Annotated in this window: 17 protein-coding genes; 2 read left to right on the plus strand and 15 right to left on the minus strand. The window is 28.8% G+C overall.

Annotation, left to right across the window (positions count from 1 at the left end; translation table 4 throughout):
• The 6 genes from EXC53_RS02460 to EXC53_RS02485 are packed head-to-tail and all read right to left on the minus strand — an operon-like array spanning position 1 to position 4,870.
• Positions 1-1,083: a nicotinate-nucleotide adenylyltransferase gene (locus tag EXC53_RS02460; protein ID WP_119571876.1), complete on the minus strand. Its 1,083-nt coding sequence runs from the start codon at positions 1,081-1,083 to the stop codon at positions 1-3.
• A gap of 8 nt (positions 1,084-1,091) precedes the next feature.
• Positions 1,092-2,345: a Y-family DNA polymerase gene (locus EXC53_RS02465; protein ID WP_119571875.1), complete on the minus strand. Its 1,254-nt coding sequence runs from the start codon at positions 2,343-2,345 to the stop codon at positions 1,092-1,094.
• Complete coding sequence (gene sufU, locus EXC53_RS02470) at positions 2,335-2,757, minus strand: Fe-S cluster assembly sulfur transfer protein SufU (RefSeq protein ID WP_119571874.1); 423 nt, start codon at positions 2,755-2,757, stop codon at positions 2,335-2,337. The genes EXC53_RS02465 and sufU overlap by 11 nt, the downstream gene beginning before the upstream one ends.
• The gene (locus tag EXC53_RS02475; protein ID WP_119571873.1) at positions 2,747-3,907 is read right to left on the minus strand and encodes an aminotransferase class V-fold PLP-dependent enzyme; all 1,161 of its coding nucleotides are present in this window, start codon (positions 3,905-3,907) and stop codon (positions 2,747-2,749) included. Before EXC53_RS02475 ends, sufU begins: the two co-directional genes overlap by 11 nt.
• Complete coding sequence (locus tag EXC53_RS02480) at positions 3,907-4,398, minus strand: hypothetical protein (RefSeq protein WP_119571872.1); 492 nt, start codon at positions 4,396-4,398, stop codon at positions 3,907-3,909. The genes EXC53_RS02475 and EXC53_RS02480 overlap by 1 nt, the downstream gene beginning before the upstream one ends.
• Before the next feature lie 4 nt (positions 4,399-4,402).
• Positions 4,403-4,870, minus strand: a complete 468-nt coding sequence (locus EXC53_RS02485; protein ID WP_119571871.1) for a transcription antitermination protein NusB — start codon at positions 4,868-4,870, stop codon at positions 4,403-4,405.
• 289 nt (positions 4,871-5,159) lie between these two features.
• Here EXC53_RS02485 and EXC53_RS02490 point away from each other — a divergent pair, with 289 nt between their 5' ends.
• Entirely contained in the window at positions 5,160-5,426 is a 267-nt protein-coding gene (locus tag EXC53_RS02490; protein ID WP_119571870.1) for an HPr family phosphocarrier protein, read from the plus strand.
• A gap of 70 nt (positions 5,427-5,496) precedes the next feature.
• Here the strand turns inward: EXC53_RS02490 and hpt are convergent, their stop codons facing one another.
• The 8 genes from hpt to EXC53_RS02530 all read right to left on the minus strand — a co-directional run bounded on the left by hpt (position 5,497) and on the right by EXC53_RS02530 (position 14,537).
• Positions 5,497-6,045 (minus strand): hypoxanthine phosphoribosyltransferase, encoded by a 549-nt coding sequence (gene hpt, locus EXC53_RS02495; RefSeq protein WP_119571869.1) that lies wholly within the window; start codon positions 6,043-6,045, stop codon positions 5,497-5,499.
• A gap of 1 nt (position 6,046) precedes the next feature.
• Positions 6,047-6,709 (minus strand): deoxynucleoside kinase, encoded by a 663-nt coding sequence (locus tag EXC53_RS02500; protein WP_119571868.1) that lies wholly within the window; start codon positions 6,707-6,709, stop codon positions 6,047-6,049.
• Positions 6,710-6,814: 105 nt separating this feature from the next.
• Complete coding sequence (locus EXC53_RS02505) at positions 6,815-7,495, minus strand: 16S rRNA (uracil(1498)-N(3))-methyltransferase (protein WP_119571867.1); 681 nt, start codon at positions 7,493-7,495, stop codon at positions 6,815-6,817.
• Entirely contained in the window at positions 7,495-9,111 is a 1,617-nt protein-coding gene (locus tag EXC53_RS02510; RefSeq protein WP_119571866.1) for an ABC-F family ATP-binding cassette domain-containing protein, read from the minus strand. Before EXC53_RS02510 ends, EXC53_RS02505 begins: the two co-directional genes overlap by 1 nt.
• Before the next feature lie 107 nt (positions 9,112-9,218).
• Positions 9,219-10,454 carry a CNNM domain-containing protein gene (locus tag EXC53_RS02515; RefSeq protein ID WP_119571865.1) on the minus strand — a complete coding sequence of 412 codons (1,236 nt, stop codon included), beginning with the start codon at positions 10,452-10,454 and terminating at the stop codon, positions 9,219-9,221.
• A 112-nt stretch (positions 10,455-10,566) separates the two neighbouring features.
• The gene (locus EXC53_RS02520; protein WP_119571864.1) at positions 10,567-12,099 is read right to left on the minus strand and encodes a DnaB-like helicase C-terminal domain-containing protein; all 1,533 of its coding nucleotides are present in this window, start codon (positions 12,097-12,099) and stop codon (positions 10,567-10,569) included.
• Complete coding sequence (gene rplI, locus EXC53_RS02525) at positions 12,086-12,544, minus strand: 50S ribosomal protein L9 (RefSeq protein WP_119571863.1); 459 nt, start codon at positions 12,542-12,544, stop codon at positions 12,086-12,088. The genes EXC53_RS02520 and rplI overlap by 14 nt, the downstream gene beginning before the upstream one ends.
• Positions 12,516-14,537: a GGDEF domain-containing protein gene (locus tag EXC53_RS02530; protein WP_119571862.1), complete on the minus strand. Its 2,022-nt coding sequence runs from the start codon at positions 14,535-14,537 to the stop codon at positions 12,516-12,518. Before EXC53_RS02530 ends, rplI begins: the two co-directional genes overlap by 29 nt.
• A 221-nt stretch (positions 14,538-14,758) precedes the next feature.
• On the opposite strand from EXC53_RS02530, the gene EXC53_RS02535 reads away from it, so the two are divergent.
• Positions 14,759-16,114, plus strand: a complete 1,356-nt coding sequence (locus tag EXC53_RS02535) for an APC family permease (protein ID WP_119571861.1) — start codon at positions 14,759-14,761, stop codon at positions 16,112-16,114.
• A 44-nt stretch (positions 16,115-16,158) separates the two neighbouring features.
• Here EXC53_RS02535 and EXC53_RS02540 read toward each other — a convergent pair whose 3' ends face one another.
• The gene (locus tag EXC53_RS02540; RefSeq protein WP_220096628.1) at positions 16,159-17,265 is read right to left on the minus strand and encodes a ZIP family metal transporter; all 1,107 of its coding nucleotides are present in this window, start codon (positions 17,263-17,265) and stop codon (positions 16,159-16,161) included.
• Position 17,266: the final 1 nt, after the last annotated feature.

Raw genomic sequence — 17,266 nt, forward strand, 5'->3', positions numbered from 1 at the left:
TTAACCTCTTTTTAAGTATTGATCATAAATTTGAAGTGCTTCCTTGCTAAAAGTTACTCCTTTTGCTATGTTTTGCTTGTAATTTAAATTTACCACTTCTTGAAAACCTTGCTCTAAGTCTTGGAATACTAATTCACGAATTTTTTGAATCCCAGGAAAACGACGACCCTCACAAATTTTATCAGCAATAAAAATGATTTTATCTAAATCTGACATAGTTAAGCTCATAGTGGTGTGAAAACGAATTGCTTTTAAAATTTCTGGATCTTTAATTCCATAGCCATGCTCTGCTCAGAGCATTCCGCAAATTTGATGTAACTCATGCTTTGGTACATTTTCAAGTTCAGGAAGATATTCCTTAATAAAATTACGTGATTCACTTTCGCTTCATTCTTTAGCAATGTCGTGCATTAAGCCTGCAAAATAAGCTTTTTTAGCACTAATATTATGAGCTTTAGCAAGTTCGGCAGCAAATTTTGCAGTTGAAATTGAATGTTTTGCTCGTAAAGCACTAAGTGAGTTGTGGATGATTTTTTCTAAGTAAAGACCATTTGCTTGAATATAATCTAAAACTTTCGGATCAACCATGTCTAAATAACCTTGTTTAATTTCTGTTGAACTGTAATCAAATAAATCGTTATTCAGTAAAATTGCGTGATATTTTTTAATGTTTTGTTTATTAATTGTTTTTGTCCGTTTGATTACAACAATTTGGGCTAAACTCGCAATTTGATCAATTTCTTTTCATTTATGTAATTTACTTACATTATCTGAACCAATAATTAAAAACAATTGTGCATTTGGATATTTCTTTTTAAAATATTTAACTGTGTCTATAGTATAACTAATCCCTCCACGCTTAGTTTCAAATTCTGAAATTTCCATTTTATCTTCAAGAACTAAGTTAAGCATGTTGATTTTATCTGCATTAGAAGTTGTTTTGAATTTAGCTTTAAATGGTGAAACATTAGTTGGTACTAAAAATAATTTATTAAGTCCAAGTTGCTGAATTGCAAATTTAGCAACCTTGATATGACCTTTGTGTACTGGATCAAAAGATCCGCCGTAAATTCCTAGTTTCATTTTTTCTCCTATTTTTTAAATTGAAAAGCAATTCCGTCAATTTCAAAAGTTTGATTTTCTGAATTTTTGCGTTTATTACTTTGGTATTGATTTAAAGTCATTGTACTATTTTTACCAATTTTATGATTCACTTTTGCAATTAAACGATCAACTTCGCTTATTTTTTGGTATTGCAATTTTTCGTCTTCTAAAAGACTAATTGGTTTAAAGATGGTGTTAATATTTTCTAAATTTGAAAAACGAATACCAAGTCCTCGTATGTTATATTCGTCAAAGTTATCATTAAAAAGTTGTTTAGCATAAATATAAAATAAATGAGGATCTTGCGTAAATTCTGGTAATTTCTTATTTTTACTAATTCATTTTTTATTTAAATTTCTAACAACCAAAGTTAAATTATTAGTTGCTAAGTTTTTAGATTTTAAACGAATAACTAATTCATCAATAATTTCTTTAATGATTCGATCAATGTTGATTTGATTTAATTCTTCAAGTTCAAAAGTAATTTCTTTACCAATTCCTTTTGGATCTTCTTTTTGAGCAAGAGCAATGCGTTCTTGTCGCTTAGGGTTGATTAATTCTAAATATTGTGCTGTATTTCTACCGAAAATATTTCGTAAATTTAAATCTAATGGTGATTTAGAAACCAAATCCTTAATTTGATAAATTCCAATTGCTTCTAATTTCGGAAGCGATCTTCTTCCAATTCCATGAAATTTACTAATTGGTAAATCGTAAAATAAAGTTTGATAATTAGTTTCATCTGCAAGACCTACATTAAATGGTTTGACTAAATTTGTGGTCATTTTCGCAAGAAATTTGTTACTTGCAACTCCGATGCTAATTGGGATATCAAATTCTTGCAAAATTAAATTTTGCAAATTGCGAGCATAAGTTAATCCTGATTCTAAATTAGGAACTAAATCACTAATATCAAGATAGCACTCATCAATTGAAGCGGCTTCAAATCTTTGGGTAACATTTTTAAAAAAATAACCAAAAATGTTTTTTGAAAGAGTTGAAAATAATTCATAAATTGGTGGTGCAACAATTAAATTAGGTTCTAATTTACGTAAATCACTAACTAATGCACCTGCTTTAATTCCGTATTTTTTTAATTCATAACTCATTGATAAAATGATCGAATTTGATTTAGTTTTAGCACAAACTACTGGCTTGTTTTTTAGCTCTGGACGAATTGTTCTTAGTGCACTTACAAAGTATGAGTCAAAATCAATGTGTAAAATAACACTATTTTTCATTTATAAATGTATTTGAAGTAAGAGTTGCACAAGCAACACGATTTAAATGAGTTTTTACATTGTAAAAGACTCATAAATTTTCAAGTTGATTAATTTTTGTTTGACTAAGTTCCTCTTGATTTACAAATTTATTAAATAATTTTGCTAGCTCGGTAATTTCAGTTTTTGTTTTATTTTGAATTAAAGAAAGAAAAATATCAGTTGATGCAACAAAAATGGCACAACCATTTCCTTGAAATTTAGCATCTTTTAAGATTTCTCCATCTCAATATAGTTGTAAATCCAGTTTATCTGAACAAGTATTGCTAAAATAGGTTTTAGTTTCTTGGTTAGGATCTAAATTTTCACGATTATTTGGTTGCATGTAATGTTTCATGATTATTTCACGAGCTTGATTAGGATTAAAATGCATAAAAATCACCTCCATTGGCAAGTTCTTCAATTAGTTTATCGATATCTTCAAAATTATTATAAATTCCAAGTGAAATTCTTAAATATGCATATTCATCACGAATATTGCGTACATATTGGGCACAAAAAATTCCGCTTCGAGTATAAATATTTTTAGTTCCTAAGTAAGTCGCTACATCTTGGGGATGAATATTTTTAATATTAAGAATTGCTATAAAATCTCCCGGTTTTGATAAAACATTAACATTTGTTAATGTTTTTAATTTTTGATGTAAGTAATGTGAAAGCTCATTTAAAATTGCGTGAGTTCTTTGATAACCAACTGAATTAAAAAAATCAATCGCAGCATTAAACATAAAATACCCAGCTAAGTGAGGTGTCCCGGGCTCAAAAGCAGTGATTGTATCACGTAACCCTCAATTTGAATTTGTATCAATCTCAGTTACGCTACCACCACCAAATTTAGCAGGCCTGAATTGCTTAATTAGTTTTTCTTTAATAGCAAGAACCCCCATACCAGTTGGTCCATAAAATTTGTTTGAACTAAAAACAATTGCATCAAAATCTTGGAGTGAAACTTTTTGATGAATGATTGATTGTGCTGCATCTGCAACTAAAATAATGTCTTTTTCTTTTGCTTTTTGAATAATTTGTTCAAAAGGTAAAGTTTGCTGAAAATTATTAGTTTCATGACTAAAAGCAATAATTTTAGTTTTGTCATTAATTGCTTCTAAAAGATTTTCAGCATAGACAATTTTCGCATTTGTTTGTTTTGCAACTTCAATTCAAGGAATGATGTTAGAACTATGATTGTAAGCTGATAATAAAATTTCATCTCCTTCTTGAAGGAGGGTTTTGGACATAACTGCTAAGTTATTTAATGATTCAGTTGTGCCGCTAGTAAAAATTACTTCATGCTCTTTGGCGTCAATTAAATCTGCCACTTTGCTTCTTACTTTTTTGATTGTTAAAGCAACTTCGTTTCCAAGCGGTGTATCAGCTGTTCTAGATGAAATTGATTTATTTAAATAAAAGTCAGTGTTAGCTTCAATTGCACTAAGTGGTTTTAAAACTAGTGCAGCACTATCAAAATAAGTGATATTTTTTAAAATTGGAAATTGATCACGAATATCTTGGTTATTATTCTTCATTATAAAATTATTTTAAGTAATTGAATTAAAACTAAGTTGTAATTATCTTTGCGATGTTTAAATTCATCAAGAAAATCATAGTAAAAATTTCGTTTATGACGATTTAATTCAACTAAGTTATCCTCACGATATGGTGGATTTTGAATAAAACTTAGTGGAGTTGACTTTAAATATGCTTTATAAGCAAGTTGATAAAGCATGTATTTAAAAAAGTTAATTACCATTGTTTTATCTTTAGGATCAATATTTTCAGTAAATGGTAAACACCCAATAAAATCTAAAATAAACTCATGCAAGTTTTCTCATTTTCCTTTTTTATTAAGTTTTTCAAAAGGAAGATCTTTGAGTTTTGTCTTATCGAGATAATGATGTTGGTAAAAAATATCTAAAACTTTGTTGATTTTATTTTGTCAAAAAACGGTATTGATCAGAAACTTAAAAGATTTTTTATGAAGATCTTCTGATTGATTTTTCTTAAAAAAGTTAAACATACAACTAATTATTTTGTGCTTCTTGGGTAATCACTTCCAATTTTAAAAGTAGTTTGTAATAGTTTTCAAGAACACCATTAACAAACTTGTATTGTCAATCGTCGTAAAAGTTTGCACTAGCTTGTTCTTTTGATTCGGGTTTTAAAAAGTACATTTTAGTAATTTCGATAGCTTCATTAATGACAATTTTAGGTTGTAAGAAAAAAAGTTCACATGCTCCGTTTAACAAAATTGCACGCACAATTGGGCTAATTCGATGTCATTTTCATGATGGATTAATGAGTTTTAACAATGTATTTTTTAAGAATTTGTAGTTTTTGTGGACTTTTTCAAGCATTAATAATTGTTCGTTATCTAAATAATCAAATTCTTCAAATGCTTGTTTAACATCAATTTTTTCTTCTAATAGTTCATATTTATAAATTACTTGAATTACTTCAACTCTTTTGGTTCTTCTGTTTTTTTCAGCCATTTCACTCCTTGCTTATTTATTTATATTTAAATAATTTAAATTATATATGATTTAATATATTTAAGTTGGGTTTATTTTATTAAATGCTAAGAAGTTTTAGTGATTAATTGAATTATTTCAAGACCTAGAAAATTGACTTTCAAAATATTTTTTAGCTAAATGAAAAAAATATAAAATTCCTTTTACTTGTGTATAATATATAAGCACTTTTTAAGTCGCTTCTGCGATTTAAAAAATTTATTGTGTTATAATATTAATAATATTAAAAAAATAAAATAAAGGAGAAGTTATGAAAGAAATTACACTTAAAATTATTGACCCTATTGGTATTCACGCACGTCCAGCTCAACTTTTAACAGCGGCAGCTTCAAAATACAAATCAGAATCAAAAATTATTGCTAACGGATTAGAAGCTAACTTAAAATCAATCATGAACATTATGACTTTAGGAGTAAAAAGCGGTGATGAAGTTACACTTAAAGTTTCAGGTGAAGATGAAGAACAAGCTTTCGAAGAATTAGTTGGTGTATTTAAAGCTAACGGATTATCAGCTTAGTAGAAATATCGCTTTTGCGATATTTTTTTATTAGATTTAAGATAAACAAAAAATGCAAAAAATTGCATTTTTATTTTTCTAAGAATTTTTCATCAAAAATACCAATAAAAGGTAAATTTCTTAACTGTTCTTTATAATCAAGCCCAAAACCTACTAAAAAAGCGTCAGGTACTTCAAAACCAAAATAATCAGCTTGTAAGTTAACTTTACGGTTAAATGGTTTATCCATTAAAGTGAGAATTTTTAAACTTTTTGGTTTACGGGCAGAGAGAATTTGTTTGATTTTTGAGAGAGTAATTCCGCTATCGATAATATCTTCGATAATTAAAACATCTTTACCTTCAATATCGTGTGCTAAGTCCATTATGATCTTAACACTACCGCTTGAAGCATGACTTCCATCGTAGCTACTTGCGGTCATAAAATCAATTGTATGATCCACTGTGACGCTCTTAATTAATTGAGCTAAAAAAGGAACTGAACCTTTTAAAAGCCCGATTAAAACTAAGTCTTGTGAATTTTGATAAGTTTGATTCACTCACTCTGCACAATTTTGAATTTTACTTTCAATAAAAGCTTGATCAAAAAGAATTTCTTTAATTTTAGGGTGTTTGGTCATATTATCCTCTCTTACTTTGTTTGTAGTTTTCGATTAACTTAACAGCTTTTTCAAAAACTTCTTCTTCACTTAGATTGTTTGTATCAATGATTTGAAACTCAATTTTATATTTATTAGCAACTTTGGTAAAAGTGTCTTTATAAATTGCTAATAATTCATCAAAATATAATTTATTATCATCAAAGCTATCTATTTCAACTTTTCTTCCACGTGCAAAAAGTCGTTTTTTAAATTCAGTTGGTGAAACATCAAGGAAAATAGCAAATTCAGGAATATCTTCATTTGTAACCATGTTATTAAAAAATGCATCATAAGCTCGCTTGATTTTATCGCTAGCATTTTTGAGATTAACGCTCGCAAAAACATAGTGCTCTGCAATAAAACGATCTAGAAAAATAAGATCTGTTTCAGGATTCATTTTTTTCTGATGAAATTCATTTTTGATTTTTTCAACCATTCCTAAATGATGTTCGATTACATAAGCTTGAAAAGTAACATCGAAATTAGGTCTTCTTTCGTAAAGTCAACTTAACATAGTATTAAAAACAGGATCTTCCTCTTCAAATTCATTTAATAGTAAAGAATTTTCTTTATAGTGTTTTAACAATTTTGCAGAAAGAACACTCTTACCGCTTCCGATCATTCCTGAAATTCCAATTAACATTTTTGCCTCCTTAATGTGTTTAAAAATATTTTAAGGTATTTTAATTAAAACAAGGTTAGAAAAACTCTTTTTTCTCAAAATGTGAAAAAAAGAGTTTCCTAAAAATTATTGTATTTTAATTTGACTAAGTAAAAATAGACCAGCAGTTTCTGCTCTTAAAATTCTTGAACCAAGTGATACGCTAATAAAACCAGAATTTAGGGCTTTTTCAATTTCTTGATCACTAAAACCACCTTCAGGTCCAACTAAAAAAAGCACATTTTGGTTAATTTTGTCACTAAGAGCATCTTGAATGCTGTTTTTTTCATGAGCAATAATTTTGAAATCATAATTTAAATTAGCTACATCTTCAAATTTAGTAAGCTTATCAAGTGTAGGGATTTTGTTGCGGAAAGATTGTTCGGCTGCGTTTTTTAAAATTTGTTCAAATCTTTCACGTTTTTTCTCAAATTTATTAAATTTGATTAATTCGCCATTTGTGTAATTGGTGATCATTGGAATAATTTTAGTTACTCCAAGTTCAGTTGCTTTTTGTAAAAGTCATTCAAAACGCTCGAATTTAATTACACCAATTGCAAGAACAACTTCAAAAGGTAATTCGTGGTTTAAATTCAATTTTTCTTGAATTAATGCTCGATCATTTGCTAAAGTACACTTATAAAATTCTTGATTATAAACGCAAATAAATGGTTTATCAGTGATTCTTAAAACTTTTAAATGTTTTAAGTCTTCACTGGTTAATAAAAAGCAGTTATCCTGCTTTTGATTGACAAAAATTCGATTCATTAGTCAGCAATTGCTTCTTCGTATTCTTCAAGTGTACCACGGAACAAGAAACTCTTTGTTGGAGAAACAAGTTCTAAAATAACATCGGCACATTGATTAACAAATGCACGGTTATAAGTTGTGAAAATTGCCCCACCTTTATATGCTTTGACCCCTTCAATTACAGAGTCGATACTTTCTGTATCAAGGTGATCAAGTGGTTGATCTAAAATGATAAAGTTACTTTCAAGAAGCATCATTCTTGAAAACATTAATCTTGCCTTTTCTCCCCCACTTGTTACTGAAACTTTTTTAAAGACAGAGTCATTGCTGAAAAGCATTCTTCCTAAGAAACCACGCATTCTAGCATCATCATTTTCACGATTTTCTTTTTCTTTATTTTCAAGTGGTCATTTTGAAATTCAATCTAAAATTGTTTCGTCAGTATTAAAGTATTTAGAGTTATCATTTGGAAAGTAACTATATGTAATAGTTTGACCTCATTCGATTGTTCCGCTAGTTGGAGTTTTTAAACCAACAAGACATTCAAGCAATCTTGTTTTAGCAATGTCATCATCACCGATGATTACCATTTTTTCACCTGGACGCAGAGTGAAGTTAACATTTTCGAATAAAGTATCACCGTTTTCGTTTTTATAAGTTAAGTTTTCGACTGTTAAAATTTGTTTTCCATGATCACGATTCATTTCTCAACGAACATATGGATATTTTCTATTTGAAGGTTTAATTTCATCTAATTGAATTTTTTCAAGAGATTTTTTTCTTGAAGTTGCTTGTTTACTTTTTGAGGCATTAGCACTAAAACGAGCGATAAATTCTTTTAATTTTTCAATTTGAGCTTCTTTTTTCATATTTGAAGCTTTCATCATTTCACGAGCTAATTCTGATGATTGTTTCCAGAATGAATAGTTTCCTGTATAAATTTTAGCTTCATTGTAATCGATATCCACAATGTGAGTACAAATTGCATCTAAAAAGTCGCTATCGTGGCTAACTACAATAACTACATTTTTATAGTCAATTAAAAAGTTTTCAAGTCAACGAATACTTCTAAGATCTAAGTGGTTAGTTGGTTCGTCCATGATTAAAATATCTGGATTTCCAAATAATGCTTTTGCAAGTAAAACCTTAATTTTTTGGTTAGCAGTTAGCTCTGACATTTTAACATTTCATTTTTCTTTTGGAATATGTAAGTTGCTAAGCAATTCTTGAGCGTCATTTTCAGCTGTTCAACCACCTAATTCACCAAAACGATCTTCAAGTTCTGCGGCTCTTTCGTAATCTTCCATAGTCGCTTCTGGATTCATGTAAATTGCATCTTTTTCTTGTTTGATTTGGTATAAATCAGTATTTCCCATGATGACAACTTCGGTGACATCAAAATCATCATACGCATTATGATCTTGACTTAAAACTGAGATTCTTTTATTTTTTTCTCTTAAAATTTGACCACTAGTTGGTTCAATATTTCCGGCAAGAATTTTTAAAAAGGTACTTTTTCCTGCACCATTTGCACCAATAATTCCGTATGTATTTCCTGGTGTGAATTTTAAATTAACATTTTCAAATAATTTTTTATCAACAAAAATTTTACTTAAATTTTGTACTTCGAGCATTTTGCCTCCTTATTTTGCCTTTGCATGTAAAATTTATTACCTTGTGCTATATTATAACTTTTATTTAATTAAAATTGCGAGAAAAAACTATCTTAAACGATAGTTTTTTATAATTTATTAATTTCGATAATTGCAGAATGTTTTTGATTTTTGACAATTTCAATAACTTTGAATGAAACTTCATCATCTAATGTAAATCTTGTGTTTTTGGTGAGTCTTGTTTTCTTAGTTTTTTTGAGAAGTCATTCACGTAAAGTTAAGTCAGATTCGTTTTCTTCAAGTAAACCTAAACTTATTTCTAGTTGCTTGAAAACATCTAACATTTTAACATTAGATTGAACTCTTGATTTTTCTAGTGAAATTTCATAAATTTGTTCATCATCATCGTATTCATCATAAATCTCACCAATAATTTCTTCGATGATGTCTTCAATTGTAATAATTCCAATTACATCAGTTGAATTATTGTTTTCAATTACAAAACCCATTTGAGCACGAGCAGCTCTTAATTTTTCAAGAGCACTTGATAGAATTGAATTAGCAGATAAATGAGGAACATTTTTTAAATAATCAATTACTCTATCGGTGCTTTTGACGTGGAAAATATCTTTAACTAAAATAATTCCAATTAAATTATTTTCCTTCATAACTGGTAGTCTTGAATAATTTGTTTCTTTAAAAATTTCAAGAGCTTCTTTGACTGTTGCTTTAAAGTCAATCACTTGCACATCTTTGAGTTTGATGTAATGTGAAACAACTTTAGTAGAGTCAAGATCTAAGGCGTTTTGAGCAAGTAGTGATTCTCCTGTTTGAAGAACACCTTCATTTTGAGCGATTTTAATAAAGCTTTTTAATTCTTCTTCGGTGTTGGTTTCATAAACTTTTTTACTTAATTTTGAAATTGGGTAAGTTAAAATGAAAAAGATTCAATAATTCACCTCAATAAACAAACAAAAAGTTTTTAAAAATCCAACAGTATGAGCTTTAGCAAGTAATTTGGGAATTATTTCGCCAAAAAGAACAAGAAGCGGAGTGACAACTGCTGTTGAGATAATTGCAGCGTGTGCTTGACCAATTGCTGCATTTGATAATAAAAATGTCATCAACGAAGCTGAGGAAACATTCACAAGATTGTTTCCGATTAAAATTGTGCTCAAAATTTGATTGTATCTTTTTGATTGTTTGTGAATTAATTTAGAAAGTTTTTCTTGATTTTCAACCATATCGTGAATTTTTGCTGGTGAAATGGTTGAGTAAGCAGTTTCTGAACCACTATAAATACTACTTAACACAAAAAGTAGAACAAGAACAATAATTAATATTACTCAAAGAAAACTAGGCATAAAATACCTCGCTTTGGTTTGAGTGAATTTGTCAAATTATAAAATTGAAACTGGGGTAACAGTCCATTAGCAAAATCTCCTTAATTTTAAATTTAATTATTTGAAATTCGAATTAGCCATTTCGCATTTCATCTAAGTTTTCATCAATGAAAGAAACATTTGAACCAAGGTAAATTAAATCAGAGCTAACATCACTAACTCCACCACGGTTTTTAGCGATTGTAATTGTCGTTTTATAACCATGAAAACGATCTCTTTCATATCCTTCTTCACTAGAATTGTGAGTTTGACGATCACGATGAAGCATGATAACAATATCGGCATCTTGTTCGATAGCCCCACTTTCTCTTAAATCATGTAGGTGAGGTCTTTTGTCTTCTCTACTTTCAACGCTCCGTGAAAGTTGAGAAAGAGCGAGAATTGGAATTTTTAGTTCAAGTGCTAAAACTTTTAAAGCACGTGAGATGGTACTTACTTCATTTTGACGATTTCCAGCTGGACCATCGGTTGAGATTAATTGAAGATAGTCAATAACAATTAAATCAAGCTTACCATCTAAGTTTTTGACAAGATGTTTGATTTTTCGAACAATATCATTAATTTTACTTGTTGCAGCATCATCAAAATAAATATTCATATCCTTGATGTATTTTAAAAAGAAATAATCAAATCTTTCTCGATATTCAGGATTTTCTTTTAATTGATTTGGATTTTGTAAAAAATAGAGTGGAATTGCAACAGTTGAAGAAATAGTTCTTGCAAGAAGTTCATTAACTGCCATTTCAAGCGAAATAAATGCAACATTTTTGGGTCTACTATTTTCTGGATTTTGTTCGATTTGCTCATCGATTGTTCCGACTAAATTATCTTGATTTTTTAATTGATTAATATGATCTAAAGCAATATTACGAGCAATATTTAAGGCCAAAGCAGTTTTCCCAATTCCTGGCCGTGCTGCGAGGATAATGAGTTGTCCTGGCTTGAAACCTTGAACATATTTGTCGATGCTTTTGAATTTAGTTGGTAAAACATTATCAAAATATTGATTTTCTCAAATTTTTTCGATTAATTCACGATAATCTGAGGCAACTTCTTCGATCAATTTGAAGTTGCTATTTTCCATATCGTCATGTGCTTTTTCGAGTAAAAATTCATTAAAATCATTAACAACATCGTTAAATTCTAACTTTTCACCATGTTGCATTTTATCACTATAATCTTTGAAAAATGCTTCGATGTTCCGCAACTTATTTTTGGCAATTAAAGTATCAATGTAATTATAAAAATTATTTAAGTTAAAAAATGTTGTTGAAATTTCGTTTAATAATGCTTGTGAAATTAATTGGTAATTTTGTTTATTTGCTTCATAGAAACTTGAAATTTCGTGAAATGAATAAGAAAAGAGATTACCATTTTTTTTAGATTGTCTTAAATCTTGAATTAATTGAAAAATCTGTTTATATCTTGGAAAAAAGAACATTTCGCTTGTTAAGTATTGAAAAGCTTCTAATTGGCTTTCGTCTTGACTTAAAATCATTGCTAATAAGCTTTTTTCGATTTCTGAATCAGAATATTTTGAATTTGGAAGTTGGATAATTTTCTCAAATTTAGGATTAGGTTCAAATCTTCTCTTATTTCTTGACATGAATTTGAATCTCGATATGAATAATTGCTTTAATATCTTTGTAAAGTGTTGCAACAACTTCGTGCAATCCTTCAGATACTAAATGAATTTTTGAAAGGGCATGTTTGTCCACTTTAAAACCTAATTCTTTAAGTTTTTTGTCAACTTCTTTGGTTGAAATAGAACCGTGAACATTTAAGTTCTTATTACCATCAATATTAGCTGTTAGTTCAAATTTTAGTCTTAATTGTTCTAACTGTTCTTTAAGTTCTAGCATTTGAGCACGTTTTTCGTGTTCGTCTGCTACGATTTTATCTAAGGTTTTTTCTAAAGCTTTAGCTGTTTTGGGGTTATATGGAACACCAAAACCATTTTTAATTAAGAAGTTACTTCCGTATCCTGGTGAAACTTCAACAATTGTGTTTGCTTTTCCGTCTTTACAATCTTTTAATAGAATTACTTTCATTTTTAATATTTCTCCCTGCTGTTGTTATTGCGTGCTTGATATTGTCGACAAATGTTTCTAAATCTTCTTCACTAGTTGCAGCTGCGGTACTAAAATGACCACCACCACCAACTGCTTCACAAATGATTTGAACATTTGTTCCAATTCCTCTTGCACTTAGTTTATATACTTTTGAATTTTTAAGTTTTGCTACAACAAAACTTGCAACTCTTCCTCTAATTTGGAGTAGTTCATTTGCTGCTATTGAAATTACATCATTGGAACATTCTTTGTCTGTATAAGCTAAGAAATAACCTTTTTTAATTTCAATTGCGTTATCTAAAATTTCTTTAATTTGTTTATCGGTATCCTCGTCTACCTTTAACATCTCTGAGCTAATTGAACCGCTTGCCCCTTTTGATTCGAGCCAAGCAGCAGCTTGAAATGTTCGAGGGGTAATTGATTTAGTAAATTGAATTGTATCTAAGTAAATTCCGCTTAATAAAACTTGTGCAGTCATTTGCGATAAATTAACTTTATGATCTAAGAAATTAATTACTTCGGTAACTATTTCGCAAGCACTACTTGCTCCGGTATTTATATAAATATTTCGCTTTGGACAAAAATCAATTGGTTTACTTGAACGATGATGATCAAAAACAAAAATATTGTCACGATTAGCGTTGGTTATTGCATCTTTATTATCTGTTCTTGTTGGATCGGATGTATCAACAAGAACAACTAGTGTGCTATTGTTTGTTAATTTATTAGCTTGAATATCGCTTCTAATAAAAATGTTACTTAAAATATCTTTGTGCTTGTTATTTAGTTCTTTAAGTGCAGTTGTGGCAGTTGAATCAAATGTGTTAGCAACAATATTTGCTTCTTTACCATAACTTTTAGCTATTTCGTAAATTCCAAGTGAACTACCTAATGCATCTAAATCTGCTAAATTATGTCCATAAATTAAAACATTTTTAATTTCTGGGTTTTTTAAGACTTTTTCAAATTCACGAGTAATTTCATTGATTAATGTTCGACTATTGTCAGATAAAATTTCAGAGTTAGAACCATAATAAATTGGTGGTTCATTGTTTGAGAAAATGGTAACTTGATCTCCACCTCTACTTTGGGATTGAACTAGTGCTTTTTTAGCTTGTTCAATTTTTTCTTTTAACGAAGATCAACCCCGAGCAAATCCAATACTTAATGATAATTTGTTAATATTTTGATCTTTTAATCTGTCGTTAACTTTCATGAAAATATCAAATTGTTCTTTGCTCATTTTAGCAAGTGTATCTTCGTTGGTGATTATTACAAATTTACCATTAGTGTATTGACGATAAATAAAGTTGTATTTTTCAACATATTCCTTAATTGCATCAATTACAACTTTATTAATTGTGAAAATTTGTTCTTCAGATAAGATTGATTGAAATAGTTGATAGTTATCAATTTCAATTTCACCAATAACCGGTTGTTGTTCTCATGATTCAAGTTTGAAAAGATGTTCGGTTGAAATATCACGAATAACAATTGTATTTGAAATTGGTCAAAACTGGGTTTCATATTGATTACCCTTATTGGCAAATTCGGTTTTAATTTCATTGATATTTCAATTATTCGGTAATTGGAGGTTGAATTTTTCGAAAAATTCATTGATAGTTTGACCGATAAATTCACTACCAAATTTATTTTTAATAAAATTACTTGATCAAATAATTTTTTGATCTAAATCATAAATAATAATTCCAATATTATTGTTTGTCATTACTTCTTCAATAAAACTATTGAATGATTTTTTAATTAATTCACGAGATTTTGCAAAATTATGAATTGCAAAATATAGTAAAAAAGAAGTAAAGATTAAAATAACAATAATTCCAAGTGAAAAGAAAATTGAAGCTCATTCTGATTTTTTACTCATAATTAGAGCGACAATAAATGCAACAATTACGGTTAAACAAGTTGCTATTCCTGCGATGAATACTCAATTTTTTTGGTTTTTAATCATGAAAATCCCTCAACTTTAAAATATTTATTTTAATTATACCGAATTTTTAAGTTTATTAGGGAGTAAATCTTAGTGATTTTTTCATTAATTAAGAGCTTCATTAAAATGAAAAAGTTTAAAAACTTACTAAATTGATTGTGAATATTACTTTTTTTAAAAATTTGCTTTCTTTTTTAAATTCTTAGTTTATTATTTTATTAATCAAATTTTGAAAGGAAAAAATGTCTTTAAAATCTTCATATTTCAATTCTCGTACATTCACACTTTTAGCAATTAATTATGTTGTTGGTTTTGGTTTTGTGGCGACAATTTCTAAAATTGCGAAGTTAGGAATTTGAGCTCTTGCCGTTATTTTACCAACAGCTTTAATTGCTTTGGGTGTTGTTTTGGTTTTTTCACGCTTAGTTAATGAATTTCCAAAAGATCAGGGAGGTTCGTTTTCTTATGCCAATCGAGTATCGAAAGGAAATTTTGCGTTCTTTGTTGGTTGAAACCAATATATTCAAGGTCCGCTTTACGCAGGAAGTGGAACTTTATTTTTAGTCAAGGCAGCCCAGATTTTTACAGATCAAACTTGAATTTTAAATCTTGTTAGAGGAGTGTCGATCGTATTCTTTATTTTATTAATTTTTATTTCGACTTTTGGAGTAACTTTAAGCAAAAAGGTAATTTTCTTCAATATGTTAATTAAATGAATTGTTTTAGCAATTGGTTTTGGAGGTCTTGTTTATTTAGCTTTTAATCAAAGAATGTTAGTTGCTAATTTTACAAGTAAACTTGGAACAAAAGTTGATACTTTTTTAATTTTTAGTTCCTCTCTAACTTTTATGTTTGCATTTGGTGGAATTGAAATGCTCCCAACCTTAGCTCCTAATACTAAGTTTCAAAATTTTAGAAAAATTTTGATGACTGCCTTTATTTTTGTCTTTACTTTTTATTTAATTGGTTATTTACTGTTTGTTTCAACCAATTTAATTAAAGATGATCAAACCGCTTTTATTAGCATTTACCGTTTAACAATGGGACTTGCTGGAACTATTATTTTTGCAGTGTATATTATTACTTATAATATTGCTTCATCATTAACTAGCACTCTAGCTTATGGTCGTACTTTAGCTGCTCTTTCAAATGCAGGATATTTACCAAAATTTTTAGGATTAGCAAATAAAGAAAATGAATTTAAAAATGCAATTTGGTTTAATTTTGGTTTAACAGTTATTTCGCTTTTGATCTTTTCTCTCTTACCACTTTTTATTCCGAGTTTAAATAACTTCTTTGATTCGGTTATTAATTTAGGAACAATTTGTTTTCTAATGCAATATATTATGACCTTTATCTCTGCATTAATTTTAGAATGACGCAAGGAAATTAAACCAATTTTCATTGTTGAAAAGATTCTTTATGTTGTTGTAATTTTGTTAGTTGGAGCAATTATGCTGGTTAATTTCTTCCCATTTTTAGCAGGAAGCAGCTTTAAACTTGCTGATACTATTGTTTTAGTTTCTTACGTAATTGCAAACCTTCTTGGTTTTGGGTTTTATAAATTTACTCAAAGACAAAGAGATCTTCATGGTTAAACATGAAGATTTTTTGTATTAAAAAATGTCCTAAAGATAGGACATTAAATTAATTGATTGAAAGAACTTTGAGAAAAATCGATAGTTTCTTTGATTAAAGCACTAGTTGTTACATGGTTATGACTGTGCTCATGGAAACTTAAAATGAATGCTGAAAAGAGAACTCCGATGAATAAACAAAGTAAAGTAATGAATCATCTTTTTTTGTTCATTTCAACATGATAAAATTCAGGGAAAAATTCAACAAGTGAGGTAAAAAGGAAAATACCTCCAATAATTGCCATTAAGAATCCTTGGGCAAAGTGGTTACCACCAATTGAACTTCCACCATAAATTCCTACGAGCATAAATGGTAAAAAAAGCATATCCATGAGCGTAGAAATTAGTAAGGAATTTCATCTTCCGTATCCAGCTTCACGTAAACGGTAGTAAAAAACTAACTCTTCAGGTATCATGTGTAAAATTAATGATACAAAATAAGCGGTTGTTAAGTTTGAAAGTCCAACAGTTCCACCACTAAGATCTTGTAGATCTGGCATTGCTAAGCTAAGGTTATACCCAATTAAAAATCCTTCCGGAATTCTATGAGTTAAAAGTAAAGCAAGAGCAATGATTTTAAGTTTTCCGCTAATTTTTTCGACTAACGCTTCTTCTGCTAATTGATTAGCATCATCTTGACTAAAAATATGATCAGGATGTTCATGAACATGGTTTTCATTATGTTCGTGCGAATGATCATGAACAAAAATACTTAATTTTTTATTTTGTAATAATTTTTGATTAATTCGATAGGTAATGACAAATTTTAAAGTAAATGAAAAAATTAATCCGCTTAAAAGACCAACAAAAACAATAAGGATATTATAACCATATAACTTCATTCCTGTTTCACCAGTTTCGGAAGCTTGTTCAAGAGCTTCTCTTAAAAAACCAAAGGTTGATAAAATAATGAAAAATCCGGTTGAAAAAGCGTATAAATAAACTTTGGTTCGGTGGTTAAGTCTGCTTTTTAAAAGCGGAAAAAGAACTGAAATTCCGACAGGAATTAATAATAAAGCACCTAAAAAAATAATAACTAAAAGCATTTTAGTTATATTTTCATTGTTTGTGAAATTATTTAATTGTCCAGCTAATAAACTAAGTCATTTCATA

Source organism: Mycoplasmopsis gallopavonis (assembly GCF_900660635.1).
Lineage (GTDB): Bacteria > Bacillota_I > Bacilli_A > Mycoplasmatales > Metamycoplasmataceae > Mycoplasmopsis > Mycoplasmopsis gallopavonis.